At 55.7% G+C, this 26,580-nt stretch carries 21 protein-coding genes and 1 pseudogene; 12 read left to right on the plus strand and 10 right to left on the minus strand.

The window, feature by feature from the left end:
* Both GHO25_RS21365 and GHO25_RS21370 read right to left on the minus strand, forming a co-directional pair.
* Nucleotides 1-229, minus strand: a 229-nt coding sequence (locus GHO25_RS21365; RefSeq protein ID WP_256677272.1) for a DUF4880 domain-containing protein, incomplete at its 3' end; no start/stop codon positions are given.
* Nucleotides 222-770 (minus strand): RNA polymerase sigma factor, encoded by a 549-nt coding sequence (locus tag GHO25_RS21370; protein WP_256677273.1) that lies wholly within the window; start codon nt 768-770, stop codon nt 222-224. The genes GHO25_RS21365 and GHO25_RS21370, both read right to left, overlap by 8 nt.
* Nucleotides 771-972: 202 nt before the next feature.
* On the opposite strand from GHO25_RS21370, the gene GHO25_RS21375 reads away from it, so the two are divergent.
* The 3 genes from GHO25_RS21375 to GHO25_RS21385 all read left to right on the plus strand — a co-directional run bounded on the left by GHO25_RS21375 (nt 973) and on the right by GHO25_RS21385 (nt 5,362).
* On the plus strand, nt 973-1,479 hold the full coding sequence (locus GHO25_RS21375; RefSeq protein ID WP_153392273.1) for an RNA polymerase sigma factor: 507 nt from the start codon (nt 973-975) through the stop codon (nt 1,477-1,479).
* Between the two features lie 90 nt (nt 1,480-1,569).
* On the plus strand, nt 1,570-2,565 hold the full coding sequence (locus GHO25_RS21380; protein WP_256677277.1) for a FecR domain-containing protein: 996 nt from the start codon (nt 1,570-1,572) through the stop codon (nt 2,563-2,565).
* Between the two features lie 100 nt (nt 2,566-2,665).
* Complete coding sequence (locus GHO25_RS21385) at nt 2,666-5,362, plus strand: TonB-dependent receptor (protein WP_218581085.1); 2,697 nt, start codon at nt 2,666-2,668, stop codon at nt 5,360-5,362.
* Nucleotides 5,363-5,464: 102 nt separating this feature from the next.
* On the opposite strand, the gene GHO25_RS21390 is transcribed toward GHO25_RS21385, so the two are convergent.
* Genes GHO25_RS21390 through GHO25_RS21420 form a run of 7 tightly spaced genes read right to left on the minus strand, consistent with a single transcriptional unit; the run spans nt 5,465 to nt 14,662 of the window.
* Nucleotides 5,465-6,241: a M48 family metallopeptidase gene (locus tag GHO25_RS21390; protein WP_153392278.1), complete on the minus strand. Its 777-nt coding sequence runs from the start codon at nt 6,239-6,241 to the stop codon at nt 5,465-5,467.
* Complete coding sequence (locus GHO25_RS21395; protein WP_178110178.1) at nt 6,238-9,513, minus strand: type I restriction endonuclease subunit R; 3,276 nt, start codon at nt 9,511-9,513, stop codon at nt 6,238-6,240. The genes GHO25_RS21390 and GHO25_RS21395 overlap by 4 nt, the downstream gene beginning before the upstream one ends.
* Nucleotides 9,514-9,546: 33 nt before the next feature.
* Complete coding sequence (locus tag GHO25_RS21400; RefSeq protein WP_153392302.1) at nt 9,547-10,551, minus strand: virulence RhuM family protein; 1,005 nt, start codon at nt 10,549-10,551, stop codon at nt 9,547-9,549.
* Between the two features lies 1 nt (nt 10,552).
* Nucleotides 10,553-11,389 carry an HAD family hydrolase gene (locus GHO25_RS21405; protein ID WP_153392280.1) on the minus strand — a complete coding sequence of 279 codons (837 nt, stop codon included), beginning with the start codon at nt 11,387-11,389 and terminating at the stop codon, nt 10,553-10,555.
* Nucleotides 11,389-12,573 (minus strand): restriction endonuclease subunit S, encoded by a 1,185-nt coding sequence (locus GHO25_RS21410; RefSeq protein ID WP_153392282.1) that lies wholly within the window; start codon nt 12,571-12,573, stop codon nt 11,389-11,391. The genes GHO25_RS21405 and GHO25_RS21410 overlap by 1 nt, the downstream gene beginning before the upstream one ends.
* Nucleotides 12,563-14,086 (minus strand): type I restriction-modification system subunit M, encoded by a 1,524-nt coding sequence (locus GHO25_RS21415; protein WP_153392284.1) that lies wholly within the window; start codon nt 14,084-14,086, stop codon nt 12,563-12,565. The genes GHO25_RS21410 and GHO25_RS21415 overlap by 11 nt, the downstream gene beginning before the upstream one ends.
* A gap of 3 nt (nt 14,087-14,089) precedes the next feature.
* Nucleotides 14,090-14,662: a restriction endonuclease subunit S gene (locus GHO25_RS21420; RefSeq protein WP_153392286.1), complete on the minus strand. Its 573-nt coding sequence runs from the start codon at nt 14,660-14,662 to the stop codon at nt 14,090-14,092.
* A gap of 307 nt (nt 14,663-14,969) precedes the next feature.
* Here GHO25_RS21420 and GHO25_RS21425 point away from each other — a divergent pair.
* The 4 genes and pseudogenes from GHO25_RS21425 to GHO25_RS21440 all read left to right on the plus strand — a co-directional run bounded on the left by GHO25_RS21425 (nt 14,970) and on the right by GHO25_RS21440 (nt 21,621).
* Nucleotides 14,970-16,468 (plus strand): annotated as a pseudogene (locus tag GHO25_RS21425) (DUF3375 domain-containing protein).
* Nucleotides 16,469-16,470: 2 nt separating this feature from the next.
* The gene (locus GHO25_RS21430) at nt 16,471-17,193 is read left to right on the plus strand and encodes a DUF4194 domain-containing protein (RefSeq protein ID WP_178110179.1); all 723 of its coding nucleotides are present in this window, start codon (nt 16,471-16,473) and stop codon (nt 17,191-17,193) included.
* A complete protein-coding gene (locus GHO25_RS21435; protein ID WP_153392288.1) occupies nt 17,190-20,495 on the plus strand; it encodes an ATP-binding protein in 3,306 nt (1,101 codons plus the stop codon). The genes GHO25_RS21430 and GHO25_RS21435 overlap by 4 nt, the downstream gene beginning before the upstream one ends.
* Nucleotides 20,479-21,621, plus strand: coding sequence for a DUF3322 domain-containing protein (locus GHO25_RS21440; protein WP_153392290.1), 1,143 nt, complete (start codon nt 20,479-20,481; stop codon nt 21,619-21,621). Before GHO25_RS21435 ends, GHO25_RS21440 begins: the two co-directional genes overlap by 17 nt.
* Nucleotides 21,622-21,768: 147 nt before the next feature.
* Here GHO25_RS21440 and GHO25_RS21445 read toward each other — a convergent pair whose 3' ends face one another.
* Nucleotides 21,769-22,686 (minus strand): LysR family transcriptional regulator, encoded by a 918-nt coding sequence (locus GHO25_RS21445; protein WP_153336883.1) that lies wholly within the window; start codon nt 22,684-22,686, stop codon nt 21,769-21,771.
* Between the two features lie 124 nt (nt 22,687-22,810).
* Between GHO25_RS21445 and GHO25_RS21450 the strand changes: the two genes are divergently transcribed.
* From GHO25_RS21450 to GHO25_RS21470, 5 genes are all read left to right on the plus strand, one after another.
* Nucleotides 22,811-23,569, plus strand: coding sequence for a 5-oxoprolinase subunit PxpA (locus GHO25_RS21450; protein WP_153392292.1), 759 nt, complete (start codon nt 22,811-22,813; stop codon nt 23,567-23,569).
* A gap of 86 nt (nt 23,570-23,655) precedes the next feature.
* Entirely contained in the window at nt 23,656-23,901 is a 246-nt protein-coding gene (locus GHO25_RS21455; RefSeq protein ID WP_048366929.1) for an acetyl-CoA carboxylase, read from the plus strand.
* Between the two features lie 10 nt (nt 23,902-23,911).
* Complete coding sequence (locus GHO25_RS21460; protein WP_153392307.1) at nt 23,912-25,285, plus strand: acetyl-CoA carboxylase biotin carboxylase subunit; 1,374 nt, start codon at nt 23,912-23,914, stop codon at nt 25,283-25,285.
* Nucleotides 25,282-26,154, plus strand: a complete 873-nt coding sequence (locus GHO25_RS21465; RefSeq protein ID WP_048390973.1) for an allophanate hydrolase subunit 1 — start codon at nt 25,282-25,284, stop codon at nt 26,152-26,154. The genes GHO25_RS21460 and GHO25_RS21465 overlap by 4 nt, the downstream gene beginning before the upstream one ends.
* The coding region (locus GHO25_RS21470; RefSeq protein WP_178110180.1) for a biotin-dependent carboxyltransferase family protein at nt 26,151-26,580 on the plus strand (430 nt) is incomplete at its 3' end. The genes GHO25_RS21465 and GHO25_RS21470, both read left to right, overlap by 4 nt.

Consider the following 26,580-nt stretch of genomic DNA (forward strand, 5'->3'; position numbering starts at 1 on the left):
GGCGCGTACGGTGTTGCTCGGCAGTGGCGGTCAGGCCGATATCGGCCCACAGCGCTTCGGCCTCGCGGGCGGCGGTCTGGTGGGCCGGGCTGAGGTCTTGCCAGCGTTGGTAGGCCATACGCTGACCAGCGCTGGCGTCGCCAGAATGCAGCAGCGTTTGCCACTCAATGGCTTGATCGTCGAGGTCGTCAGAGGAGGGCGTTGAAGGCATTGCGGCGGGCTCAGGCATGGTTGTGTTTGAGCCAGTCACGGCAATGGCGCAACGCCTGGCCGATGTATTTTGCCACCATACTCGGCGACACGCCCAGTTCTGCCGCGATCTGCGCTTGGGTCATGCCATCGATACGGCTCAGCAACAACGCCTTGCGAGCATTAGGTGAGAGCTGTTGCAGGGCTTCATCCAAAATGCCGATGCGCTCTTTGGCCAGCAATAAACCTTCTGGCGGCAACCCCGGGTCGGCGATGTCGATGGACGGCGGCTCGGCGCTCAGATTGCGGGTCTGGCGCTGATCAACCCGCAGCGCATCAATGGCCAGATTGCCCGCCACCTTGAAAATAAAGTGCCGATCGTTCAGCACCGTGACCGTATCAGGGTCGATCTTCGCCAGTCTGATCCAGGTCTCCTGTGCGACATCCGCCGCCCGATGCCGATCACGCAGGCGCCGTGTCAGGAACGACAACAGCTCGTCGTAATGCTCCTGAAAGCTGGCCAGCAACGTTGAAGGGGAGGGCGAAGGCATGAACGGAAAGCCCGGACGAGAAAGGGTCATAAATGAGAAGCCGTATCATTCACGATTGCGCCCGCCAACGCAACGCCCAACCCACCGGCCCCCCTGTAGAAGCGAGCTTGCCTCGCGATCTCTTGATCTGGCTTTTGCCCTAAGAGCCACCTCACCCGTAATAGCCTCTTGCCTCTACCTGCGCAAATGATAAAGAATATCAACCTCATTTAAATCGAGCAGCGCAGGCGCCATGGCCTCTGAAACCGAACTGGAGCGATGGTATGCCGAGTGCGCGCCGCGTCTGCGGCGCTTTCTGCTATTAAAAACACGCCAGCCCGAACTGGCGGACGACCTCACCCAAGAGTGTTTTGCCCGCCTGGCCATGCGCGAGAGTGAAGAGCGCCTGCAAGAACCCATGGCGTTCCTGTTTACCATGGCCAGCCGTCTGGTCATTGACCATCGGCGCAGCCATCAACAGGCCCGCACCGACAGCGTCCCCCTAGAAACCCTGCACGACGTCGTCGACCCGATGCCCGGCCCGGACATGCGTGCCCAGGCCCAGCAAGACATGCAACGCCTGTTGCAGGCGATATCCGCGCTGCCCCTGCGCACGCGTCAGGTGTTCCAGTTGTGTCGGTTCGAAGGCATGAGTTATCAACAGGCTGCCGAGCATTTGGCGATTTCCACCAGCTCCGTGCAGAAGCATCTGGCCATGGCCGTCAGCTTCGTCGCGCAAAAAATGGAGCCTCGCGGATGAAAACCCTGCACCGTATGCGTGTTTATTTACCGGATGTGGCCGCCTTGCCCGTCATATCCCCTATACGCCCAAAAAAGAGAACATCCTGTGATGACGCCTGACGCCACTGCTGAGCGAATCCGCCAGCAGGCCGCTGACTGGGCCGTACGCCAACGCATGGAGCGGCTGGATGCGCAACAAATGGACGCGCTGGAGCGTTGGCTGGACGCCGACCCGGCCCATGCCGATGCTCTGGCCGACGCTGAAATGCTCTGGGAGATGGCTGAAACCCTGCGCGCCAATCCGCTGTTTGCCACCCCCGTCCCCGTGGCGCGGGCCACCCGTGTGCGGCGTTTTCTGCGCGGTTTGTTCACCTGGGAGCCGCGCATGCCCGTGCGCTGGGCGGGCGTTGCAGGCCTGTTGCTGGTGGTGATGCTGGCGGTGAACAGCCGCGACACACTGGCCCCATTGATGGCCGATTACCGCACCGGCACCGGCGAAGTTCGCACCTTGACCCTCGCAGATGGCAGCCAAGTGTTGCTCAGTTCGCGCAGCGCCCTGGACGTCGATTACGACGGCCATGAACGCCGCGTGCGACTGATCCAGGGCGAGGCATTGTTCAGCCCGGCGCCGCGTCAGGGCGAAGAAAAACGTGCGTTCGTCGTCGAAGCTTCCGGCGGTCGAACCCAAGCATTGGGCACGCGCTTTCTGGTGCAACGACAAGACAGCGACAACGCCTGGGTCGGCGTGCTGCAACACAGCGTCAACGTCAGCCTGCAACAGCCCCAGAGCGAGCTGGCGCTGAGTGAGGGCCAAGCCGCCCGCTACCAACGCGGTCAGGGCATCGTCGCCCTCAACGACGACCCGACACAGCGCGCCGACTGGGCGCAGGGCGTGCTGATCTTTCGCAATGTGCCCCTCGATCAGGTGCTGCAACGCTTCTCGGACTTTCGCCCCGGCCTGCTCAAACTGGTCGCCAGCGAGCAGGCGCACACCCCGGTCAGCGGCTTGTTCCACCTCGACAACCTCGATGCCGCCATCCGTACCCTGGCAGCCGAACGCCAGCTTCAGGTCGCCCAACTGGCAGGCGTGACCGTGCTGTATTAAGCCCCGACCACGGGCTGGAAATTATTTTTACCTAGGGTGTGCGACCATCCGTCAATGCTAATGCAGATGTAATTCATTAGCATTCAAGGAGTGGTTAAGGATGAACGTAGAACGACCGATCCCCAGTCGTCTGGGACGGGCTATAGGCATGGCCATTATGCTGCTTGGCGCGGTATCGACAGGCCAGGTGGCCGCTCAGCAAAGCACGGCAACAGGGGCGCCGGGCAAGGTGGCCACGCTCGACAGCGTTCGTCCGTTCAACGTGCCCGCTCAGCCACTGGACACCGCCATCTACGCCTTGGCCGCTCAAGCCGGGATCGATCTGCTGGTCGGCGACGCACAGCTGCAAGGCCGCACGGGCCACGCCGTGCAGGGCAACTACAGCATCGCCGCGGCCCTGAGCCAGTTGCTCGACGGCAGCGGCATCCGCTTCGAACACAACCAGGCCCAAGGCAGCAAACGCCCGTCCGTGCAGTTGTTCCAGTTGCCGGTGCACGAAGGCAATGTGCTGAGCTTGTCGGCCACCCAAGTCAACGCCGCGCACCCCGGGGACTGGGTCTACCAGGCGCCGCGTTCGGTCAACGTGGTCAGCCGCGAACAACTGGACCGCAACCCGCCGCGCCATGCCGCCGACATGCTCGAAGAAACCACCGGCGTGTACTCGGCGGTCAGTCAGCAAGACCCCGGTTTGTCCGTCAACATTCGCGGCATTCAGGACTATGGCCGAGTCAACATGTCGGTCGACGGCATGCGCCAGAACTATCAACAAAGCGGCCACCAGCAACGCAACGGAACGTTGTATGTCGACCCCGATTTGCTCTCCCAGGTCGTGATTGAAAAGGGCGCCACCTCCACCATGGGCGGCGCGGGCGTAATTGGCGGTATTGCCAACTTCCGCACCCTCGAAGCGTCGGACCTGCTTACCGATGGCAAAGAAATCGGCGGCCGTATCCGCGTTACCACAGGCCTGGGCGGGCTGGGCAATGGCACCCACTTTATTGGCAGCTCGGCCTTTGCCATCGGCGGCGAAGTCTGGGACATGCTGGTGGCCGCGAGCGAGCGCCATCTGGGCGACTATGACCCCGGCACCAAAGGCTCCATCGGCGAGCTGCGCACAGGCTCTGCCGCCCACCCGGAAAACGCCACCCGCCTTAAAAACTCCCCGGTGGAATACTCAGGCTCGGTGATGCGCTCACGCCTGATCAAACTCGGCCTCAACCTGCCACAAGACCAGCGCTTGCAACTCAGCTACCTGGTGACCAACGTCAACTACACCGACGCCAACATGATGAACGTCGAAAAGGCCGACCTCTGGGACAAACTCGGCAGCAACAGCGTCAGGGCGCAGAACCTGGCGCTGGACTACAGCTACACGCCGGACAACCCGCTGATCGACTTCAAGGGCAAAGTCTACCACGTCGACAACCGCAACGAGCAGTCCACCCTGGCGCGCGGCATCAGCCCTGCCTACAAGGTCACCTACCAGACCGACACCTACGGCCTGCAAGCGCAGAACACCTCGCTGTTTGCACTGGGTGAACGCTCGATCATCAAAGCCAACTACGGGCTGGAGTTCTTCTACGACAAAGTGCGCCCCAACTCGACCCAAACCGTGGCTGAAGGCGCCGTGCTCGATAGCCCGGACTCAGAAAACATGACACCCAAGGGTGATCGTGGCGTGGCCAGCCTGTTCACGCGTCTGGATTACGACTACGACGACTGGTTCAACGTGAACGCGGGCTTGCGCTACGACCGTTACCGGCTGCGCGGCAAGACCGGCCTTGAAACCCGCACGTTCGTGATTGGCACCACCAAGCAGATCGGCGAGTCGGTGCACTATGACGTAGACGAAGAGCAAGGCCGCTTCTCGCCCACCTTCGGCCTATCGGTCAAGCCGGGCCTGGACTGGATGCAACTGTTCGCCACTTACGGCAAGGGCTGGCGCCCACCGGCCGTGACCGAAACCATGATCAGCGGGCGGCCCCATGGCGGGGGCGCAGAATTCACCTACCCCAACCCGTTCCTCAAGCCAGAGACCTCGACCACCTGGGAAGTGGGCGTCAACGTCTTCAAAGACAGCCTGTTCCTGGAGGGCGACCGCATAGGCGCCAAAGTGTCGTACTTTGACACCCGGGTCGACGACTTCATCTTCATGAACATGGCCTTGCAAAAGCCGGGTTATGGCATGGCCAGCCTGGGCAACAGCGCCTACGTCAACAACCTCAAAGAAACCCGCTTCAAGGGCATTGAGTACCAGTTGGACTACGACGCAGGCGCCGCCTATGGCCAGTTCAACTACACGCACATGATCGGCACCAACGACTACTGCAGCAAAACCGCCTGGCTGGGCGGCGTCACTAAAATCGTCAAAAAACCCGGCAGCCGTCAGCCGGTAGACGCCATGATCCCTGATGACATCGCCAACGGCTCCTCGCATTGCGGCGCCATCCTCGGTTCTGCCGAACACATGCCGATGGACCGCGGCACCCTCACCCTGGGCGCGCGCTTCTTCGAGCGCAAACTGGATATCGGCGCCCGCGCCCGTTACAGCGGCGGCTACTCCATCGCCGGCGGCCCGGACGTAACCGTCTCTCAGGGCGGCGTCTACCCGGCAGACTGGAAGCCCTACACTGTCTACGACCTGTACGGTAGCTACCGGGTCAACGACCAGTTGAACCTGCGTGTGGCCATGGAAAACGTCACCGACCGCGCCTACCTCGTCCCGCTGGGCGACGTACTGGCCTTCACCCTGGGCCGTGGGCGAACCCTGCAAGGCAGCGTCGAATACCAGTTCTAATTGCTGCTCATTAGTGTGGGAGCTGGCTTGCCTGCGATGGCATCAATGCGATCAGCCTGTTAGAGCGCGTTGTTTGTATCGCAGGTACACCGGCTCCATGCACTACGTATCGTTAAGTAAGGACGCAGCCATGCTGTCCAGTCTCTGTTTGATCTTTTCCCACTGGGGCATTACTTGCTGCATCAAGCGGTAAAAGCGCTCGCTGTGGTTGTGTTCCGCAAGATGGCAAAGCTCATGCAAGATGACGTAATCGATGCAATCACGAGGCGCTTTGACTAAGTGCGGATTCAAGGTGATGCGCCCTGCGGGGGAGCAGCTACCCCATTGGGTTTGCATGGTCAAAATGCGCAGGGGGGGATGCTCATTAACCCACTGAGTCTGTTCTAGCACTGCCTGAAGGCGTCGCTCAAAAATATCGCGTGCCCGCTCTCTGTACCAAGCGTGTAGTAGCTCTTTTACTTTCTCTGGCTTTTTTTGCCTCACCGATACTTCAATTTTCCCGCGCAACAAACGCACGTGTTGAGCTGTGGTGGGCAACTCAATTACTTTCAATACATGTTGCTTGCCCAAATAGTGGTGACTTTCGCCACTCACATAATGACGCGGCCGTATGTGAGCTATTTGTACTCGAAAATCGCGCAGTTGCTGATAAATCCAGCGAGCACGCTTTTTGAGTGCTACCAAAACCTGTTCGTCCGTAGCGCTGGCGGGAGCGCTGACGCGAACTCGGCAGTCTGGATCAACCTTTATCAAAATGCGTGACACCTCGCGTGGCCGCGCAGCTCGTTCGACCTGGATAAGTTCATCCGCATAATAAAAGCTCAGCCAGGCCCTCTGTACGGGAAGGTGTGGTGTTGATGTGACAATGGGTACGCTCATAGGCCTGATAGGCCCACGCGTGTAATTTTTACCACCCATTCGACCATGGCTTTTGCCTGATCCATTCCAGCCCCTACAGCCTTGCACTCCTTGAAGAGCAGCGGTAACAGTTTTTTACGGATATCGTTTTCGATGTTTTGTGGGTTGATGGAGTGTTCCGCCACAGAGGTTTCGACCATGTCATCCAAACTAAAAGCCAGCTTCACCCAATGTCCCTGCACCTGCTCGTCCGCAGAGCTTAACGTTTCAGGCAGGGTTTTCTTGAAGATGCCGAAGTAAGCCTGGGCATGTTGATGACCTACAAATGCATCAGGTAACTCACTCAGCTTGCGCGCTTGTACTTGCTGCTCGAACTCATGAAAAAGCATGTACTGCTTGAGTGGGTGATCGAATAGCTTCTCCGCTTCTTCGATAGCTTGGCGCAGCAGTTTTGAAAAGGCCTCTTGAGCATAGGGATCGTCGCGTAGCTCTTGTTCGATCATTTTGCTGATACGCGTCTTGATGATGTCCGTCTCATTGCGGGTTTTTTCTTCGCTCCAATCCTTGGGCTGCTTCTGCCCCATTTTTCCAACTTCATAGACACCGCTTGGGTCTCTTACTTCGACACCGACGACGTGCTTATCCAAAAGCTTGCGTACCTGTTCGGCGTACTGGTCATAGTTGATCGTTTCCCCAGCATCTTGTTTGACCAGTTGGCGCAAGCTGGAAAATTGCTTGAGGGTTTCTTTGTAATGATTTCGGTCTTTTTCGCTGAAGCTGGTGTCTTCAAAGAATGAAGCCGACTGCAAGGCAACCTTCAAGCAGCTCGCGAACTCGGTGAGAGCTTCATAGAAGTCCTCTCGTACTTTGAGATTTGCGTCCACGAGTTCGCCATCGCGGTCATGTAGCTTTGGCACCAATACTTGGCGTAATTGCTCAATGTCGTGCTTATTTTTAACACCCGAGAAAATAGCCATGAGGGTCTTATATAACTGCGGCAAGCGTTTGTACTCGCTGCTCATCTGGCTATAAAGGCCCGCAATGTCATTGATGTCGTAACCCCCCTGCGTGCGTGAGGCCAAGTCTTGATATTTCTGGATGGTGGTATCCAGCTCGGCCAGGATGCCGCGGTAGTCAATCAACAGACCAAACTTCTTAAGCGGGTGCAGGCGATTGACCCGTGCGATGGCCTGAATCAGATTGTGTTCCTTGAGCGGTTTGTCGATGTAAAGCACGCTGTTTTTTGGCTCGTCGAAGCCTGTCAGCAGCTTATCCACAACGATCAGAAGCTTAAGAGATTCATCTTTATTGAAGCGCTCAATCAGCTGTTTGGTGTACGTCTGCTCGTCATTACTGCCGACATTTTTCTTCCACCATTGAGCCACCTCGGAAGACGTTGATTCATCAACCTCCGTGTTGCCTTCGTGAACATCAGGCGGGCTCATGATCACAGCACTTTCAAACAGCCCTGCCTCATCAAGGTACTTTTTGTACCTTATCGCCGAAGCCTTACTGTCGCAGGCCAGTTGTCCTTTGAGGCCATCATCAATGTTCTTGACGAAGTGGTTGGCAATATCCAGGGCTATCAGTCGAATACGGTCGTCTGTGCTGTAGATCTGCCCCTTGCTTGCACACTTGCGTTTTAAATCTGCTTTTTGTTGATCGGTCAGCCCAAGAGTGATGCGCTCGAACCAGCTATCAATGGCCCGCGCATTCACATCCAGATCGGGAATGCGCTCTTCATACAGCAGGGGTGTCACCGCGTGATCTTCAACAGCGCGTTGCATGGTATAGGCATGCACGATCGGCCCAAACTTGTTGGTGGTTTTGTCATCTTTGAGCAGTGGGGTACCCGTGAATGCAACAAAGGCGGCATTGGGTAATGCCTGCTTCATACGGTTATGGGTTTCTCCGCCTTGGCTACGGTGGCCCTCGTCAATGAGCACAATGATGTCGGGGCTCTTATTCACACATTGCGGCAGTTTTGTGGCGCTGTTGAATTTCTGGATCAGCGAAAAAATAATTCGCTCGTTGCCCGTTCCGATTTGCTCAGCCAGTCGCGTCCCGGAGGTTGCCATCGCAGCAATACGATCCTTTTTGCCGGCAAGTTCACCGCCAGACGCAAAGGTGTTACTCAACTGATTTTCCAGATCCACCCGGTCAGTAACCACCACAATGCGGCACTGTTTAAGTGACTGGTGCAGTACCAACGCTTTACTCAGAAACACCATCGTGAAGGACTTGCCCGACCCCGTGGTGTGCCAAATAACCCCGCCCTCACGACCGCCGTCTTTGCGTTTGAGACTAATCCGCTCAATCAGTCTTTTAATGCCGAACACCTGCTGGTAGCGGGCGACAATTTTACCGGCCTTTTTGTCGAACAGCGTGAAATAGCGCGTCATCTCCAGCAGCCGGGCCGGAGACAGCAGGCTCATGAGTAGTTGATCCTGGCCAGTGACGGCCAACTCGCCACCTGCAATCAGGTTTTCATACCAGTCAAGTGCGCTAGCGGGGCGGTGGCAGAAGATGGCTGCTTTCTGCTGGGCGCTCAGCACACGGTTTTTAAGTGTGAGTTGTTCGCTGGCGTCAATATCCTCTTCTCGCCAGGTGGCCCAGAATTTTGTGGGCGTACCGCAGGTACCGTAGCGCCCATCACTGCCGTTGATCGACAGTAACAGCTGACTGTAGGCAAACAGTCTGGGGATCTCATCGTGACGCTGATTGCGCAGGTTTTGTGAGATACCTTCATCAATGGTCGGGCCTTTTTGTGTGTTCCCCGCGGGGCGTTTGGCCTCAATAACCACCAAGGGTATGCCGTTAACAAAGCACACAATATCGGGGCGTCGGCTATCGACTCCGCCGCTGCGTAAAACACGAAATTCTTCGGTAAAAATGAAACTGTTATTTTCCGGATTCTGCCAATCAATCAAAGCAATGGTCGGGTTAACCTTTTTTCCGTCGACAAACTCAGTCACAGAGATGCCATACAGCAAATGGTTATAAAGCCGCTCATTAGCGCCCTGAAGGCCTTCATTGAGCGCGGGGCTGCACACTTCGCTGATGAGGTTATCAATGGCTTTGTCTGACAACGGATACTCTTTTCCTGCAAACAAAAAGCGCCGAGCGCTCAATTGTTCGCGCAATACATCGCGCAGCACGACTTCATCACTCTTGCCTGCACGTGCTTTAGACGCTTGTTCAGGAGAGATGAATTGCCAGCCGAGGTTGCTCAATAGGACGAGAGCCGGGAGCTTGGCGCTGTATTCTTCCTGAAATTTTGGAATGGGATTCACCACTGCGTTCCTTTTGTTGTCAGACGTTTCATATCAGCGCTTTTTCTTTTCGCGGCTCAAGCGTTTTTCCAGGTGCTCCAGCGCCGCCAACTCGTTGGCATCGGCAGCGTGTGCTTCAGACTCACGGCGGCATTGATCGAACTGCTCATAGCGTTCATGAGCGACATGTTTCATGTGCTCGTGGCTAACACTCCCCGCGGAGCGCAACAAGGGTTGTTCGTTGAATGCCATAAAGCTGTCGATATATTGCCGCCAATCTGCCAACTGCAGATGTTTACGTTGTTCCGCGCGCAGCTCGGCAAAGTCCAGAAACATAGTGACCAAGCGATTGAGTTGATCCAACTCTTCTGCAGTCAGGTAGTTCTTTGCCACCACCACATCAGCTTTGCGAACTCGGTCGCCCTTGAAGCTGAGCAAGTTCATATTGGGCGCAGAGGCATCCGCTCGTAAAACAATCAGTTCAGCGGCGGTGTGCCCGGTGACGGCAAAGAACAGTTTGTTCTGGACCTCGGCAAACAGCCACGTCGTGTCTTGTTCATTGGCGCGATAGTCTTCAGCGAGCGTAAACAGGTCGCGGACCTTTTGATAAAAGCGCTTCTCCGAGGCGCGTATATCGCGGATACGTTTGAGCAACTCATCGAAATAATCCCAGCGGGGTTCTTTCAGGCGGGCATCGTCCATCACGAAGCCCTTGAGCATGTACTCACTCAGCGTACGGGTCGCCCACTGGCGAAATTGCGTGCCCCGGGTCGAGCGCACGCGATAGCCCACCGCGATGATCATGGGCAATGCATAGAGGTGCGTGAGGTACTCTTTACCATCAGCGGCAGTAGTAAACTTTTGGTTTACAACTGCCCCTTCAGCCAGCTCCCCGTCTGCGATCGTTGCCTGAATATGCTTGCCGATATTCTGCTTGCTGGTCTGGTAAAGGTCGGCAATTTCCAGCTGCGTGAGCCACACCTGACCATTCATTTCACGCAAAGTGAACTGCGCCAGGCCATCCTCCGTGCTGTAGAGAATCAGGTCATTACCTGGCATATCAACCATTCGCCTCCGCAATGGTGCGATCCGCCGTCACCTTGTCGATCATCGCCTTTACAGCGTGGTCAATGGCTGAGCCATCGTTGTAATCGGCAGTGGTCGCCAGGTTGGTGCGCCCTTCCTTTACCAAATTGAGCGCTTTTTCACGTGCGCCTCGTTTACCTTTACCGTAAACAGCGATCGAGTGGCCACCTTGGCTTTTGACCAAGCGCATGGAGGGAATGTCAGTCTCGCCGTCGCCGATAAATACCATATTGCTAAACGGAACTGGTCGTGCGGCGGGCTCGACGAATTTGTTGATTACTGAGTTATCGTGTACATCCAAGCTGCCTTTGTTGATACGGAACAGATACTGGGTTTTAGTTGTGTAGTTCACCGCTAAGGCTGGCCAGTGTGCTACATCATTGTGGTCGTACATAAAGCCAGATGCATAAACACGGGTGAAATGCTTGTTGATCGGAGTTCCCTCGATCATCTCGCGCAGACCGGACGAAATGATGAAGTGCTCGACCTTTACGCCTTTAGCGCGGCCATATTCGGTAATGCGTTTGAACCACTCCAGCACACCCGGAAATAACTGGATGTGCGCCCCAAAATCGGCAAAGCTCTTTTTGCGCACCGATACTTTGGCAGCGTTAGCGCGCTCGATCATCAAGCGCATATAGGCCAGAATTTCGTCAGCTTGCTGCTCCTGAGCCATAGATTTTGCTTCTTTCCAGAACTCAGCCGGCTTGATACCCAGTGCCGGTACAAAGTCGTACTCCTGCATATTACCGGGCGATAGGGTCCCGTCGAAGTCATAGGCAATCACAAAAGGGATGTGTTTCTTGGCCATCAGGCGGGCTCCGGTCTGTCGATAATTACACGGCGTTTGCCTGTAAGTAGTTGTTGCATAAGAGCTCTTTTTTCCTTTTTGAGGCAGGCAATCTTATGTTGTAACTGATAGATCATCGAATCACAGCTGCTCAGAATTTCAGCGATTTCTTTCTGTTCCTCATATTCAGGGCAGTAAATAGACAATCCTGATACATCGGATGAGTTTATGGCTGGATAATTTGTTCCGACTACAAGTGAGTTTATCTGGCCCGTAATATGTGCGCTGAATAGATAGTGATATACATAGTCCGCACAAACGTTTTCCTTTCGCGTGAGAACCGCAAATCCGGTAGAAGCAATATGGCCTGCATGCTCTTTTTGGATCTTTGCAAATCCTTGTAAATTCGGTCTGACGGTTGATAAAAGAATATCGTCTTCAGCTATTATCCGTCTGGCTCGGCTTGGTGCACTCTGAAATTTATGACACTCTAGTTCGGATGATATACGTCCATTATCCACATCTGATAATGAAATATAGTTGAATTCAAAGTTTTCTGGCGTATTTTTGCCTAGGCTTTTTGCATCAATTTTAAGCAAGTCGGAGAAGTGGTAGCGTTTAAATTCACTACGAAATCTTGGGGTGCGTATTTTTTTCGTGAGCAGTTGTTGTAGTAAGTATTTTTTATGCTGGTGGCTATTTATAAGCAGCCGTTCGGCTATCTTTATAGCCTTGTCCCAGAGGGATAAAATTCTAGCGATTTTTTTTTGCTCGCCAATGCAGGGGAAAATCGCAGGAATTCTCTTAAAATCATTGAAGTACAAACGTAAGCGATCATTTGTAATTCCGTACGAGTATGCCCAGAATAAGTAAATCATTTTTTTTGTATTGAATAGATACTCGGCATATGAACTATCTACGTCTTTGTTGGGGCGCAAGACTATGTAGGCCGGGCTGACTATGCCATTGGTGTAAGCCCTGCCTAAGGCCCCCTGCCAAGCGCGCATCATGTTGTAAGCAATATCGCCTTCTTTTACAAATAGATGTTCTTCGGGGGTAATATTAGTCTCTGTTTTTCGCTCCAATTCATTTCTCTGGATTATTCCATTGTTTAAAGTTACCGATAATAGCGGTAATCCAGCTCTCCCTTTTTCTCTGCTTGATGTGAAATAATCACCGAGGTAGGTTTTTACCTTAGAAACCATATCCTAGCTCCTTCAAGTAATTGTCCATGTCTAATTCCAAATCAGCTAATTGCTTCTTAAGAAGCTCGCGCTCTTTGCGGATCTCTAGCAGATCAATTTCTTCCTCATCCTCGAAAATATCCACATAACGCGGAATATTCAGGTTGTAGTCGTTGTCGCGGATTTCTTGCAGGCTGGCGCGGTGGCTGTACTTATCTGAATTAATGCGATGACGGTAGGTGAGCAGAATATTTTGGATATGTTCTTCACCCAAAACGTTCTGATTTTTCCCGCTCTTAAAGTCCCGGCTGGCGTCGATAAACAACACGCTCTCATCAGTCTTGGCTTTGTTAAACAGCAAAATTGCCGCAGGAATACCCGTGCCATAAAACAGTTTTTCAGGCAGACCGATCACGGTATCGAGCAAGTTTTCCTCAATCAGCTTTTGGCGAATTTTACCCTCGCTAGAACCACGGAACAGCGCGCCGTGCGGCACCACCACGGCCATGCGGCCGGTCTTGGCCTTGAGCGTTTCGATCATGTGCAAAATGAAGGCGTAGTCACCTTTGCTTTTCGGTGGAATGCCTCGTTTGAAACGGCCGTGCGGGTCTTGTTCTGCTTCTTCATGGCCCCACTTGTCCAAAGAGAACGGCGGGTTAGCGGTCACGATATCGAACTTGAGCAACTGCCCATTTTGGTCGAGCAGTTTGGGGTTACGCAGAGTGTCGCCCCATTCGATTTTGTGGTTGTCCTCGCCGTGCAGGAACATGTTCATTTTCGCCAGTGACCACGTGGAGCCAATCGCTTCTTGGCCATACAGCGCGTACTGTTTGCTGTTGTGGTGCTCACGGACTTTGCGGCCGCACTTCATCAGCAAAGAGGCCGAACCACAGGCCGGATCACAGATGGTGTCGCCGGGTTGAGGGTCAAGCAGTTCAGCAATCAGCTCGGATACTTCTGGCGGGGTATAAAACTCTCCGGCTTTTTGGCCACCGCTGGCGGCGAAGTTTTTGATCAGATACTCGTAGGCGTTACCGATCACGTCGAGGCTGCCGACGCGAGACGGTTTCAAGTTAAGCTCAGCGCCTGCAAAGTTTTCCAGCAAGTGACGCAAGATGGTGTTCTTTTGCTTCTCTTCGCCCAGCTTGTCGGTGTTGAAGGAAATATCCTGGAACACACTCTTGCCCGCATCTTTGAGCTTGGTGCCATTGGCCTCTTCGATGGCGTGCAAAGCCTGGTCAATACGTTCGCCGTTGCCTGGCTCATGACGGTGTTCGTACAACGCATAAAAGCTAGCCGTAGTCGGCAGAACAAAACGCTCGTTTTTGAGCATTTCCGTGATCAGTTCGGGCTCATCGCCATATTCTTTTTTATACGTGTCGTAGTGGTCCTGCCACACATCACTGATGTACTTGAGGAACAGCATGGTGAGAATGAAATCTTTGTAGGTGTCGGCACTGATAGTGCCACGGAAGGTATCGCAGGCTGCCCACAGCGCCTTATTGATATCGTCCTGGTTCACTTTGTTGCTCATGGTTCAATCCTTAATAAGATGCTGGTAAATGCCTTGCAGCATGTGCGTTCTGTTCGCTTGCAACTGTGCGATCAAGCGATCTTCTTCATTCCACAGATCTTGCAGCTCAATCAATTTTTGCTGAGTGGCAGGCAGAGGAAGAGGGATGGTCATCGCCCCCAGCCCAGCTTTGGTAATGGCCTGGATACTGCTCCCGCTTCGTTCAAGACTGCGTTGGCTTTGCGCCAGGTTGATCATCCAACACAGGTACTCCGGTAAAACATCAGGTCGTTTACAACTCACGATAAATAGCTGGCTGGTGGCGACTACCGGTAGCCCCCCTTTATAGAGCGCGGCGCTATTGATATCGCCACGTGCAATGACCGCAATATCACCGTCCTTAAGCCATGTTGGGCTCGTACGGGCCGTCCAACGGATTGCAGTTAAAGTTTGTGGATCAATGACGCTTTGCTGGCGCACATCCTTGATTTGCAGAACCCGAACGTCGCCTTCGGAATCATGTTCCAGTGCTCCCCGAAAAGTATGTCCAGATCGTATTTCTGCGAGTTGGCTCAATGTGTGTAAGGGCGTTGGCATATTTCTCTCGTGATAGCGGAGTCACTTTTTTGCGTCGCGACACGGATCGTAGCAGGCCTCAACGTGTTTTTTATCAGTTACAGCTCTACAGACTCGTCATGTAGGGCGATTCTGTTCTTTCTGTAGGCAGTCGTCAATAGCTATTTTATGCAGTAGCTGTTCTATGGATAGCGTGATATGTAGATCTAGGGGAGAGTTGCTGCGGCTGATCTCTGTCGGTCATCCCTTAATTGCAAGACTGACCATGGGCCGATACCTGGCTTTGCTAGTCTCGGAGCTTCGACGACCTTTTGCAAAGGTGGCTGCCATGCAAGAAAACGCGCAACAGCGTTCGCAACGATACATTTCAGCACGTAGCCAGCATCCTGCGTGGCTTCTGCTTGCTTCACGTCGAGCACCGTTGGTGTTGGGCTGCCTAAAGAACTTGTTTGAGTCGGCCCATGAAGGCGTTGCCATGGACGATGCATTACAGGCGCTGGCAGAAATGATGGCCGCTCATGTCAGTCAGGAGTTGTATGAGATAGCTGCCGACTCGGTGCATCTTCAAGCTGGCCGAGAGCTTCGGGAGTGGATCAAGCGCCGCCTGATTGTTAGCGTGAAGGGCGCCTCTACGCAACTGACGCCCTTGAGATGGCTATTGCATTCGTCGAATCACTGGATAGCCGAGTCATGACATCCACGGCCTCACGGCTGTCGGTCGTCCAGCGTGAAATCGAGAATCTGGAAACAAGTCTGAACCCAAGCCCTGTCGGTCGTATGGCAAGCCTGCGCAGAAGGATTCAGGATTTGGAGCATGAGCTGGCTCAGGCTGAAGTCGGGCATATAAACGTTCTGGATGAGGCGCAGGCAGTCGAAGGCATTCGAGAGATCTACAATTTGGCGAGCAGCTTGCGTGCAGATTTTCGCCGGGTCGAAGACTCTTGGCGCGAGGCTGATCGGGCGCTTCGGCAGTCCATCATCAGCGAGCACTATCACCGGGGTGAAATTGTCGATCGTCTGCTCGATGGCCAGGACGCTCTGCTGAACACCCCGGAGGGGCGCGTATTTGATAGTTTCCAGCAACAGCTTCGCCAGACCATTGAGCTGGACAACATGCGCGAGCGTCTGCGGGCAATTCTCCGTCATCCGGCCGTCCCCAGTGCCTTGAACCGTATCCAGCAACGCGAGTTGCGCTGGTTGGGCATGCGCCTGTTGCAAGAGTCGCAGGCGGTGCTCCAGGCAAGGGCTCGTAGTGAACGCGACGTACGTGGCTTTATGAAAACAGGCTTGGCTGCCGAACATCATCGAGTGGGGCATCTGCTAGGTGAGTTCTTCAACCTGGCACTTAATATTGACTGGAAACGCCAATCCGTTCGACGACAGTCTATTCCTCTGCCTGCTGTAGGCGTGGCCGTCACCGGTGTTCCAGCTGTCGAGCGTCTGCGTTTCAAGACGCTGGAAGATGACGAATTGGCCGAACTGGATTTGAGTTTGAACCCGGCGAGCCTGGAGCTTATCGACGATGATTTTTGGGAGGCTTTCGAGGGGCTGGACCGAGAGGCTCTGATACGAGACACCCTTGCCGTATTGGCCGAACAAAATAAACCGGTGAGCTTAGGAGAGCTTTCGGCTCTGTTGCCTCCTGTTCACGATCTGGAGACCTTCGCACTCTGGTTGGCAATGGCACGTGAAGCCGGTATTGAGGTTCTGCCAGAAGAGCGGGAAGTGGTTGAGTTGGTAGACGAGGAGCGGCGTCGTTGGCGTTTCAATCTGCCTTATGTTGGGTTGGAAAGCAGGCTACTTAACGATATCGACTGGGAGCTATAAAGATGGCTGGGATTTTCGATCGTATGGCGGGTAACAAGGTTGTTGAAGAAGAGGCAGACCTTGCGGGTGATACAGAGCATTTTGAGGCCATCGATGAGCCCGCCGATGAGCGTCGGACCCAGCAGCAACTACGCGAAACTGTTCAAGAGATGCTCAAGTACGGGCTGCTAGAGGAGAGTCACAAGCCCAATTTATATCGAATAGCGCGAACTCACCCCGAAGACATGGCCGGGGTTTTGGAACCACTCGATCTCGCTATGGGTACCGATGAGGTCCGGGGTTTAGTGTTTATTACCGTGCGCCAGAAAGAAACAGCTGAACAGGATGACTGGTCACATCCGCTCGTGCGTAGGCAGCGACTGAATCTAGAGCAGTCCTTACTGATTGCCATACTCCGTCAGCACTTTATCGCCTATGAGCAGGAAAGCGGAACAGGTGCCAGTTTGGCGTTGGTCGCGATAGATGAGTTGATTCCCCAATTGCAGGTCTACCTGGGCGACTTGGGCAGTGATGCCAGAGAGCGTACTCGCATCATCACCTTGTTGGACCAGCTCAAAGGACATGGGGTGGTGTCAGCGCCGGACACCCATGACCGGATCATTATTCGTCCGATCATTGCTCACCTGGCCAATCCGGAAAATCTGCAGGCCTTACTGGCTTGGCTGAAAGCACAGGCAGAGGGCGGCGGTACACCCAAGTCGGCTGACAATGAGGTCATGCCATGAAACAGCCCACACTCTGGCGTGACAACGAAACCTTTGTTCTCACAAGCGTGGAGGTTTACAACTGGGGAGGTTTTCGGGGCTATCACCGTGCTGAGATTGATGCGGGTGGTACTGCAGTCGTCGGTCCGACAGGCAGTGGCAAAACCACTTTGGTCGATGCGCTGATGACTCTGTTGTGCGCCAATCCACGTTATAACTTGGCATCCACGGGCGGACATGAAAGCGATCGGGATTTAGTCTCCTATGTCCGTGGAGTTTCGGGCCCCGGAGACGGCGGGGTGGGTCAGTCTCATATTGCTCGGCAAGGCAAAACGGTGACGGCCATTGCTGCCACGCTCGAGCGTGACGGGCAACTGGTGCGCCTTGGCGCAATACTCTGGTTCGAGGGCAGCAGCTCGACGGCCACCGATCTGAAGAAGCTGTGGTTGTTCAGCGAAGCGCCAGATCTAAACCTGGAGCACTGGCTCAACCTGCATCGTGAGGGCGGAATGCGTGCTCTGCGGCAGATGGACAAGGACTGCACAGGTATTTGGTCTTACCCCAGCAAAAAAGCGTTCTTGGCTCGGCTGCGCGACTATTTCGAGGTGAGCGAAAACGCTTTTACATTACTCAACCGAGCGGCTGGGCTTAAGCAACTCAACAGCATTGACGAGATTTTTCGTGACTTGGTGCTGGATGATCGCTCGGCATTCGAGCGAGCGTCTGAAGTCGCCAACAGTTTTGACGATCTCACCGATATCCACCGCGAACTGGAAACTGCCCGTCAGCAGCAGCGTTCGTTGCAACCTGTTGCCGATAGCTGGGAGCGCTACCGGATTCTGCGTGAGCAACTGCAGGACAAGCAGGTAATTGAGGGGATTCTACCGATCTGGTTTGCTGAACAGGGTTATAACCTGTGGTCTGCGCAAACTAAAAGGCTGGAAAGCGAGTTCAAGAGTGCCGAGTCAGAACGAGATAGCTGTGAAGGTCAGCTCGATGCGCAAAAAGTGCTGGTTGGGCTGCAATACCAGCGCTATTTACAAGTAGGTGGAGCGGGTATAGATCAGCTTCGTGCGCGTATCACCGAGTGGGAAAAAGTATGCGCCAAGCGTGATGCCCACGCTACGCAGTATCAGCGTTTAGCCAGGAACCTGCAGCTGTCGGATGAGCTGTCAGCGGTTGCTTTGCAGGGCAATCAGGAGCAAGCCATTAAACGGCTTGAAGTGCTAAGCCAGCAGATTACTGAGGCGCGCGAACTCCAATTCAAAGCAGGCGTTGCAGAGAAAGAGCTGACCGAAAAATTGCGATCTCTACAAGCAGAGCAGGCGCAAGTGCTGCTGCGCCCCGGATCGAATATACACAGCCCTTTTCAAGTATTTCGCAGTGATTTGGCAGCAGAGTTGGGGCTAGACGAGTCAGCTTTACCTTTCGTTGCCGAGCTCGTACAGGTGAGGCAGGAGCATCAGGATTGGCGGGGGGCCATCGAGAGAGCCATAGGCAGTCACCGACTGCGTATTCTCGTTCCGTCAGAATTAGCTCAACGCGCGCTGCGTTGGGTGAATCAGCGACATAACCGTTTACACGTGCGCTTGTTGCAAGTGAGTGAGCCCGCATCTCAGCCGCGGTTTTTTGAGGACGGATTCACTCGAAAACTAACCTTCAAAGATCATCCATACCGAGAGTCGATCAAAGCGCTACTGGCAGACAATGACCGCCACTGTGTAGAGAGCCCGGAACAATTGCGTCATACGCCACACGCAATGACGGCGCAGGGACTGATGTCGGGTAAGGAGCGCTTTTTCGACAAGCAAGACCAGAAGCGATTAGATGAAGACTGGCTGACGGGCTTCGACAACCGTGACCGGTTAGCTTTTCTTGCTGAGAGAATCCAGGCATTAGGCGTAGAACATCAGTCTGCCAAGGCTACGCTGCTATCGGCTGGGGATGTGGTGGGTAAGCTTCAGGACATGATGCAGACGCTTGGGCGCTTCAAGGAACTGCAGTTTGATGACATCGACCTTCCCGGAGCACAAGGGCAGGTAGATGAACTTCATAAGCAACTCGTGGACCTGCCCCTTCCTGATTCCGATCTCTCGGTCGTTAAGTTCGCGCTTGATGAGGCTGAAGCTCTGCAAAAGGCGCAGGAGCAGCAGCTTCGTCAATGGGTTGAGCGATGCGCTGGGTTAAAGAGCCAGCTTGATCAAGCTGTAACCGCTGCCAGTAAGGCCTATCGCCGTGCTGAGCCTGGAATGAATGACGCGCAGCGTGAGTTGGCGGTGATAAATTTTCCAGTCATTAACACTGAAGATCTGGGCGATATTCTTGAGCTGGAGCGTAAGTATTCGCACGAACTGCGGCAACAGATTCTGGAAATCACCGAGAGGTTGCAGAAGCATCAGATAGAGCTCGCAAAGCGGATGTCTGATGCCTTGAGAGTCGATACAGGAGCGCTTTCGGACGTTGGGCGGGAACTGCTCGATGTCCCCAAATACCTGGATCGCCTGCGGGTGCTGACGGAGGAAGCTCTGCCCGAAAAACTTAAACGTTTCCTCGAATACCTCAACCGTTCCTCCGATGACGGGGTAACGCAGTTGCTTAGTTACATCGACAACGAAGTATCTCTGATTGAAGAGCGTTTAGAGGATCTGAATAGCACCATGCGGCGAGTTGATTTTCAGCCCGGGCGTTATCTGCGGCTGATTGCAGGCAAGGTCGTTCATGAAAGTGTGCGTACCCTGGAGCGGGCGCAGCGACACTTGAACTCTGCACGCTTCACTGATGATGAAGGCGAGAGTCAATACAAGGCCCTGCAGGAATTGGTGAAGTTACTCAAGGATGCTTGTGAGCGTAATCGGACTCAAGCTGCCCGCGCGCTTCTGGATCCACGTTTCCGCTTAGAATTTGCTGTCTCAGTGATTGACCGAGAAAGCCAAGAAATAATCGAGACCCGGACTGGCTCCCAAGGTGGCAGCGGTGGGGAAAAGGAGATCATCGCATCCTATGTTCTGACGGCCTCTCTGAGTTACGCCCTGTGTCCAGATGGCAGCAGTCGACCGCTCTTTGGCACCATTATCCTTGATGAGGCCTTTTCGCGAAGTTCCCACGCAGTTGCTGGGCGGATTATCGCAGCACTAAGGGAGTTTGGCCTGCATGCTGTATTTATCACGCCCAACAAGGAAATGCGTCTGCTGCGCCACCATACCCGCTCTGCCATTGTTGTTCATCGACGTGGTGACGAAGCCAGTTTGGTCTCGCTGAGTTGGGAGGCGTTGGACGAACATAACCATCAACGCGTTAGGGCGATGAATGAAATCACCGACTAAAATTGCCAGTAATCTGGCTCGGCAATGGCAGCAGTCCAGTATCCGTGTGGAGCGCTTGCTTGACCCAGACTGTTGGCCGCTCAATTTGTCTATCGGCAAGCCTTCTGCGAGAGTTTTCACTGAGAATATCCAGTCGGTGCAGTGTCATGTTGAGACTTGGCGGAAGGTACGGGTGGGCGAGGTTCAATGGGAAGATGCCACATATCGCACTGGGCTGGCGCCTATCGCCTTACCGATGAAATGGTGCTTACGTAGTCCGACTGAGTGGATATCCGCCGCAAATGATACTGAGGTCAGCCGGGAATACGCCAAGCTTGAGCACTTAGTTGAACAGACTGACCCCATTTTCCACTCGCTGTTGGTTGCTCAGCGCAGCCTTTGGCTTACCAAATCGTCTGATGAGGTTATTGCCATTGCTAAGTTAGCTACTCGTTTATCAGCTGGATGTGCCCAAGGGCGGCCGTTACGGCTATTGGCGGAGTACGGGGTAGATACTAAGTTCTTTGAGAGAAACTCAAGCTTACTGACCAAGCTACTGGATGAACGCTTTGAGGGCGCGGCCTCTGAGCAAGGCCTGACAATTTTCCTAGATGCTTTCGAGGAGAGTAGTCACTGGGTATTGGTTGTCCCGCTGGCACCTGGAATATTGCCTTTCAAACAACTGCGGCTTACCACGGCGGAACTTGCCGAGACCTTCATGCCAGGGGCGCGTCTGCTTGTTGTGGAGAACGAGCAGTGCATCCATTTGTTACCTCGAGTCCCGGATACTGTCGCTGTTCTGGGGGCGGGGTTGGATTTACATTGGCTGAGCTCCCCAGTGTTAGCCGACAAGCAACTTGCTTACTGGGGCGATATGGATACTTGGGGGCTTTTGATGTTAGCGCGAGCAAGGCAGCATCAGCCTGCGATCAAAGCGCTGTTGATGGACCAGGCAATGTTCGAACGATATGCGCCGATCAGTGCAGTCTCAGAACCGGTTAAGGTGCCGGGTTTAACTCCCGCGGGTCTGCTTAACGAGGAAGCTGATTTGTACCGATATTTGTTGTCGCAAGAGCGTGGTCGTTTGGAGCAAGAATACCTGCCTCGCTCGGAGGTTTCTAAAGGTATAGCGGATTGGGTTCGTTAAGTTGTATGTAAAAAAATAGTGTAAACGCCCCATGGCCCATACGAATGAGGCCGTCTGCGTCTAGCTTGTTTTGACGCAGGGATACAGTCGGCCATTTTTAGAAATTGCTTACAAAAAAACAAGCTAGCCTCGTAGTGTTTTCAACACTCAGCGCCGCGCCGATATCTGCTGCGGGGCCAAAAAGGCGTCGTGGAAGTATGTGCGAAACGCCTGCATCGCCGGGCTCAAGTCGCGCTCGCGATGCCACGCCAACCCCACGCTCATGGGCGTCACGGCGTCGGTGACGGTCACGGTTTCAATGCGTTTGCCTTCCAGTGACCACGGCCGGTGCACCAGGTCCGACAGGATCGCCACGCCGCTGCCATTGGCAACCATGCTGCGCACCGCTTCAACAGAACTGGTGCGCACCCGCACGCTGGGTTGTTGGTGGCTCTGCTCCCAATAGCGCATCGCACTTTGTTCTGCTTCGTCCACGGTGAGCAAAATGTAGGGCTCTTTGGCGACGTCGGCCAAGCTCACAGCCGAACGCTCGCACAGCGGGTGATGGCTGGGCAGCCACAACCGGCGCTCAGAGTTGAAGAGTGTTTCCGAGACGATGTCCGGGTGCGTCAGGTTTGCCGTCAGCACCACCGCCATGTCGAAACGACCCTCCAGTAACCCTTGCTCGATCGCCGTGCGCTCTTGTTCATGGACCTCGATGGTGACGTCCGGGTGCCAGTGTTCAAGGCGCTGCAAATGGTGCGGCAAAAAATAACCGATCACCGTGTAGCTGGCCGCCAAGCGCAACACGCCGCTGGCGCGGATGTCCGGCAGCGGGCTGTTCAGGGCGTCATCCACGCTGCGCAAAATCACGTAGGCGCGGTTCAGAAAATGCCGCCCGGCCTCGGTCAAGGTCATGCCCTGAACCGAGCGCTGGAATAACAGCGTGCCGACAGTGCTTTCCAGCTCCTTGATCGCTGTGGTCACCGCCGACTGGGAAATATTCAAATAAATCGCCGCTTGGGAGATTTGCCCAATCTCGGCGGTGGCGACGAAATAGCGGACTTGGCGCAGGGTCAGTGACATGGGCACTCCATAGGACATCTATCTGTTTTTCAGAAGGCATCCTATCTATTAATAGATCTTTCCACGGGGTTGGCAGCACTCTAACGTAGTTTGCATGCAGTCATCAGCACCAGGAGCAGCACCCATGCACACCGTAGATTTCAACTCCGACATGGGCGAGGGTTTCGGCCCGTGGACCATCGGCGATGGCGTCGACACCGAACTGATGGCCGTCATCAGCTCGGCCAATATCGCCACCGGTTTTCATGCCGGTGACCCGAGCACCATGCGCCGCACCATCGAGCAAGCCAAGCGACTGGGCGTGGCCATTGGCGCACACCCGGGCTTTCGCGACCTGGTCGGTTTTGGCCGTCGCCACATCAATGCCCCGGCCCAGGAACTGGTCGACGACATCCTTTACCAACTCGGCGCCCTGCGTGAGCTGGCGCGTGTTCAAGGCGTTGCACTGCAACACATCAAGCCCCACGGCGCGCTCTACATGCACCTGGCCCGCGACGAAGAAGCGGCGCGCTTGCTGGTCGAGAACCTGCAACGTCTGGAGCCAGAGCTGCTGCTGTTTTGCATGCCGGGTTCGGTGATCTGCCGCATCGCGCAAGCGTTGGGTCAGCCGGTGGTTCGCGAGTTTTATGCCGACCGCGAATACGACCTCAGCGGCTCCATCGTGTTTACCCGCAATGTGCGTGCTTACGACCCGGCCCACGTTGCCGAGCGTGCGTTGCGTGCCTGTCAGGAGGGCGTGGTGCGCACCGTCGAAGGCGAAGACCTGGCCATCGAGTTCGACTCCATCTGCTTGCACAGCGACACGCCGGGCGCGCTCGTTTTGGCCCAAGCGGTGCGCGGCGCACTGGACGGTGCCGGGCTCAAGGTGCGCGCGCCACGTTAACCCCTGAACACCTGGCGCCAGAAACCAGGGTTTAAGCATCGATTCTTTTTGCCTGCCTTTCTACAACTATTCCAAGAGGAACAGACATGGCCGAACACACCGTCATCACCCCATTGCCAGGCACGTTCTACCGCAAAGCTTCACCGGACTCGGACAACTTTGTTGAAGTGGGCGCGCAGGTCACTGCCGACACGGTCATTGGCTTGATTGAAGTTATGAAGCAGTTTTCTGAATTGACCGCCGGGGCAGCCGGTCGGGTCAGCGCCTTCCTGGTTGAAGACGGCGACCCGATCGAGCCGGGCCAGGTCATCGCAACGCTCGACCACGAGTAAGGGCGTGACCATGACCCAAGGCATTCATAAATTACTGATCGCCAACCGTGGCGAGATCGCCGTGCGGATTATTCGCGCCGCCCAGTCGTTGGGGATTCCCACCGTGGCCGCGTGCAGCGAAGCCGACGTCGACTCCCAGGCCGCGCGCATGGCCGATGAGGTCCACATCCTCGGCCCGGCCCGCGCCGATAAAAGCTACCTGAACATCGAGGCCTTGATCGGCGCGCTGAAAGCCACCGGCGCCAACGCGGTGCATCCGGGTTATGGCTTCTTGTCCGAGAACGCCGACTTCGCCGAAGCCGTGCTCGCCGCAGGGGCGATTTTTGTCGGCCCGAGCCCCGACACCATCCGCCGCATGGGTGACAAAGCCGAGGCCCGCCGCACCGCGCAGGCCGCTGGCGTGCCAGTGGTGCCGGGCTCTGCGGATGAGCTGTTCGACGTCGAGTCCGCGCTCAAGGCCGCCGAGTCCGTGGGCTATCCCTTGCTGATCAAAGCATCGGCCGGTGGTGGCGGGCGCGGGATTCGTCTGGCGCAAAGCGCCCAGCAACTCAGCGAAGAATTCCCGCGTGCCCAGCGTGAAGCGCAGACCGCGTTCGGCAATGGCGCGGTGTATCTGGAGCGCTTTATCGGCAAGGCGCGGCACATCGAAGTCCAGGTGCTGGGCGACGGTCAGCGCGCCGTGCATTTGTTTGAGCGTGAGTGCTCGTTGCAGCGCCGTCGGCAAAAAGTCTTCGAAGAAGCGCCGTCGCCGGTCCTCACTCAGCAACAGCGCGAAACCCTCTGCGACAGCGCCGTACGCTTGGCCGAGTCGCTGGGCTACAAGGGCGCTGGCACGCTGGAATACCTGTACGACGATGAGACAGGCGAGTTCTTCTTTATCGAGATGAACACGCGGATCCAGGTGGAGCATCCGGTCAGTGAATTGATCACTGGCATCGACCTGGTCCAGGCCATGTTGCGCATTGCCGCTGGCGAGCCGTTGGGCTTGCAGCAAAGCGACATCCGCCTCAATGGCGCCGCCGTGCAAATGCGCCTTAATGCCGAAGACCCGGCGCGCAATTTCTTCCCCAGCCCCGGCGTGGTCGAGGCGTTGGTCTGGCCGCAGGGCGAGGGCATTCGCGTCGACACGCATCTGTATCAAGGCTACCGCGTGCCGCCATACTACGACTCGTTGCTGGCCAAACTGATTGTGCACGGCGCTGACCGCTCGCAAGCCTTGGCCCGGGCATCAAGCGCGGTAGAACAGACTCAACTGGCCGGCATGGCCAGCACCTTGTCGCTGCATGGCCAGTTGTTGAAACAGCCGTGGCTGCACAGCGCGGACTTCAACACCGGCACCTTGGAAACCTGGTTGACCGAGCACTCTGGTGGAGGTGACGCATGAATACCCCAATCCGCTACAGCTTCGGCGCGGACGAGCATTTGTTTGCCGAAGTCAGCGACAGCATGTCCTTGGAGGCCTTCTTCAAGGGCATGGCCGTCACCCGCGCCGTGGAGCACATGGCCCTCGATGGCGTGCTTGATGTGTGCTTGGCCAACGCCTCATTCCAGATCCGTTTTGACCCGGATCGCATCGCCCCTCAAACACTGCTCGACGCCGTAAAAAGCGCCGAAGCGGGGGCCGTCGCCGAGCGCTCGTTACACACCCGCATCATCGAAATTCCGGTGCTCTACAACGACCCGTGGACCCACGAAACCCTAATGCGTTTTCGCGATCGCCACCAAGACCCGAGCGCCACGGATCTGGAATACGCCGCCCGCATTAACGGCCTGGCCGATGTCGAGGCCTTCATCGAAGCCCACAGCGGTGCGCCGTGGTTTGTCTCCATGGTCGGCTTTGTTGCCGGGCTGCCGTTCATGTTCCAGATGGTGGAGCGCGAGCGGCAATTGCAGGTGCCCAAATACCTGCGGCCGCGCACCGACACGCCCAAATTGACCCTCGGTCACGGCGGTTGTTTTGGCTGCATTTACTCGGTACGCGGCGCGGGCGGCTACCAAATGTTTGGCGTCACCCCGGCGCCGATCTACGACCCGCAGCAGAACCTCGCCTACCTCAAGGAACACATGGTGTTCTTCCGCCCCGGTGACATCGTGCAATTCAAACCGATGAGCCGCGAAGACTACGACCACGCCGTGGCCGAGGTCGACGCCGGGCGTTTCGATTTGCGGATCCGGCCGGTGGAGTTCTCGCTGGACGCGTTTCTGGCCGACCCGGTTGGCTATCCACAGTCTTTGTCGCAGGTGCTGGCATGATCAAAGTACTCAAACCCGGACTCGCCACCTCGGTTCAAGACTTGGGCCGCGAAGGCTACTACCACTTGGGCATCCCGCCATCCGGCGCGCTCGACCAATACGCCTTGAGCGCCGCCAACCAATTAGTGGGCAACCCGGCCGGTGCTGCTGCGCTGGAATGCACGCTGCTGGGGCCGGAACTCGAGTTCCAGCAAGACGCGCTGGTCGCGGTCAGCGGCGCCCACATGACCCCCCGGCTCGACGGTGTAGAAATGCACCCCGACACCGCGTTCTCGGTGAAGGCCGGGCAAGTGCTGCGCTTTGACTTTCCGAAGGCGGGCGCCCGCATGTACCTGGCGGTGGCCGGTGGCATCGACGTACCCATCGTGCTCGGCAGCCGCTCCACCTACGCCCTTGGCGGGTTGGGCGGCTTCAACGGTCGGCGGT

Source organism: Pseudomonas sp. FSL R10-1350, from assembly GCF_009600525.1.
Taxonomy (GTDB): domain Bacteria; phylum Pseudomonadota; class Gammaproteobacteria; order Pseudomonadales; family Pseudomonadaceae; genus Aquipseudomonas; species Aquipseudomonas helleri.

Excerpts from the sequence above, each read along its gene's own strand:
- GHO25_RS21420 (WP_153392286.1), bottom strand. The coding sequence starts at position 14,662 with ATGCCAACGCCCTTACACACATTGAGCCAACTCGCAGAAATACGATCT.
- GHO25_RS21455 (WP_048366929.1), top strand. The coding sequence starts at position 23,656 with ATGGCCGAACACACCGTCATCACCCCATTGCCAGGCACGTTCTACCGC.
- GHO25_RS21465 (WP_048390973.1), top strand. The coding sequence starts at position 25,282 with ATGAATACCCCAATCCGCTACAGCTTCGGCGCGGACGAGCATTTGTTT.
- GHO25_RS21445 (WP_153336883.1), bottom strand. The coding sequence starts at position 22,686 with ATGTCACTGACCCTGCGCCAAGTCCGCTATTTCGTCGCCACCGCCGAG.
- GHO25_RS21385 (WP_218581085.1), top strand. The coding sequence starts at position 2,666 with ATGAACGTAGAACGACCGATCCCCAGTCGTCTGGGACGGGCTATAGGC.
- GHO25_RS21435 (WP_153392288.1), top strand. The coding sequence starts at position 17,190 with ATGAAACAGCCCACACTCTGGCGTGACAACGAAACCTTTGTTCTCACA.
- GHO25_RS21390 (WP_153392278.1), bottom strand. The coding sequence starts at position 6,241 with ATGAGCGTACCCATTGTCACATCAACACCACACCTTCCCGTACAGAGG.
- GHO25_RS21370 (WP_256677273.1), bottom strand. The coding sequence starts at position 770 with ATGACCCTTTCTCGTCCGGGCTTTCCGTTCATGCCTTCGCCCTCCCCT.
- GHO25_RS21460 (WP_153392307.1), top strand. The coding sequence starts at position 23,912 with ATGACCCAAGGCATTCATAAATTACTGATCGCCAACCGTGGCGAGATC.
- GHO25_RS21400 (WP_153392302.1), bottom strand. The coding sequence starts at position 10,551 with ATGCCAGGTAATGACCTGATTCTCTACAGCACGGAGGATGGCCTGGCG.
- GHO25_RS21450 (WP_153392292.1), top strand. The coding sequence starts at position 22,811 with ATGCACACCGTAGATTTCAACTCCGACATGGGCGAGGGTTTCGGCCCG.
- GHO25_RS21430 (WP_178110179.1), top strand. The coding sequence starts at position 16,471 with ATGGCTGGGATTTTCGATCGTATGGCGGGTAACAAGGTTGTTGAAGAA.
- GHO25_RS21380 (WP_256677277.1), top strand. The coding sequence starts at position 1,570 with ATGACGCCTGACGCCACTGCTGAGCGAATCCGCCAGCAGGCCGCTGAC.
- GHO25_RS21440 (WP_153392290.1), top strand. The coding sequence starts at position 20,479 with ATGAAATCACCGACTAAAATTGCCAGTAATCTGGCTCGGCAATGGCAG.
- GHO25_RS21410 (WP_153392282.1), bottom strand. The coding sequence starts at position 12,573 with ATGGTTTCTAAGGTAAAAACCTACCTCGGTGATTATTTCACATCAAGC.
- GHO25_RS21375 (WP_153392273.1), top strand. The coding sequence starts at position 973 with ATGGCCTCTGAAACCGAACTGGAGCGATGGTATGCCGAGTGCGCGCCG.
- GHO25_RS21405 (WP_153392280.1), bottom strand. The coding sequence starts at position 11,389 with ATGGCCAAGAAACACATCCCTTTTGTGATTGCCTATGACTTCGACGGG.
- GHO25_RS21415 (WP_153392284.1), bottom strand. The coding sequence starts at position 14,086 with ATGAGCAACAAAGTGAACCAGGACGATATCAATAAGGCGCTGTGGGCA.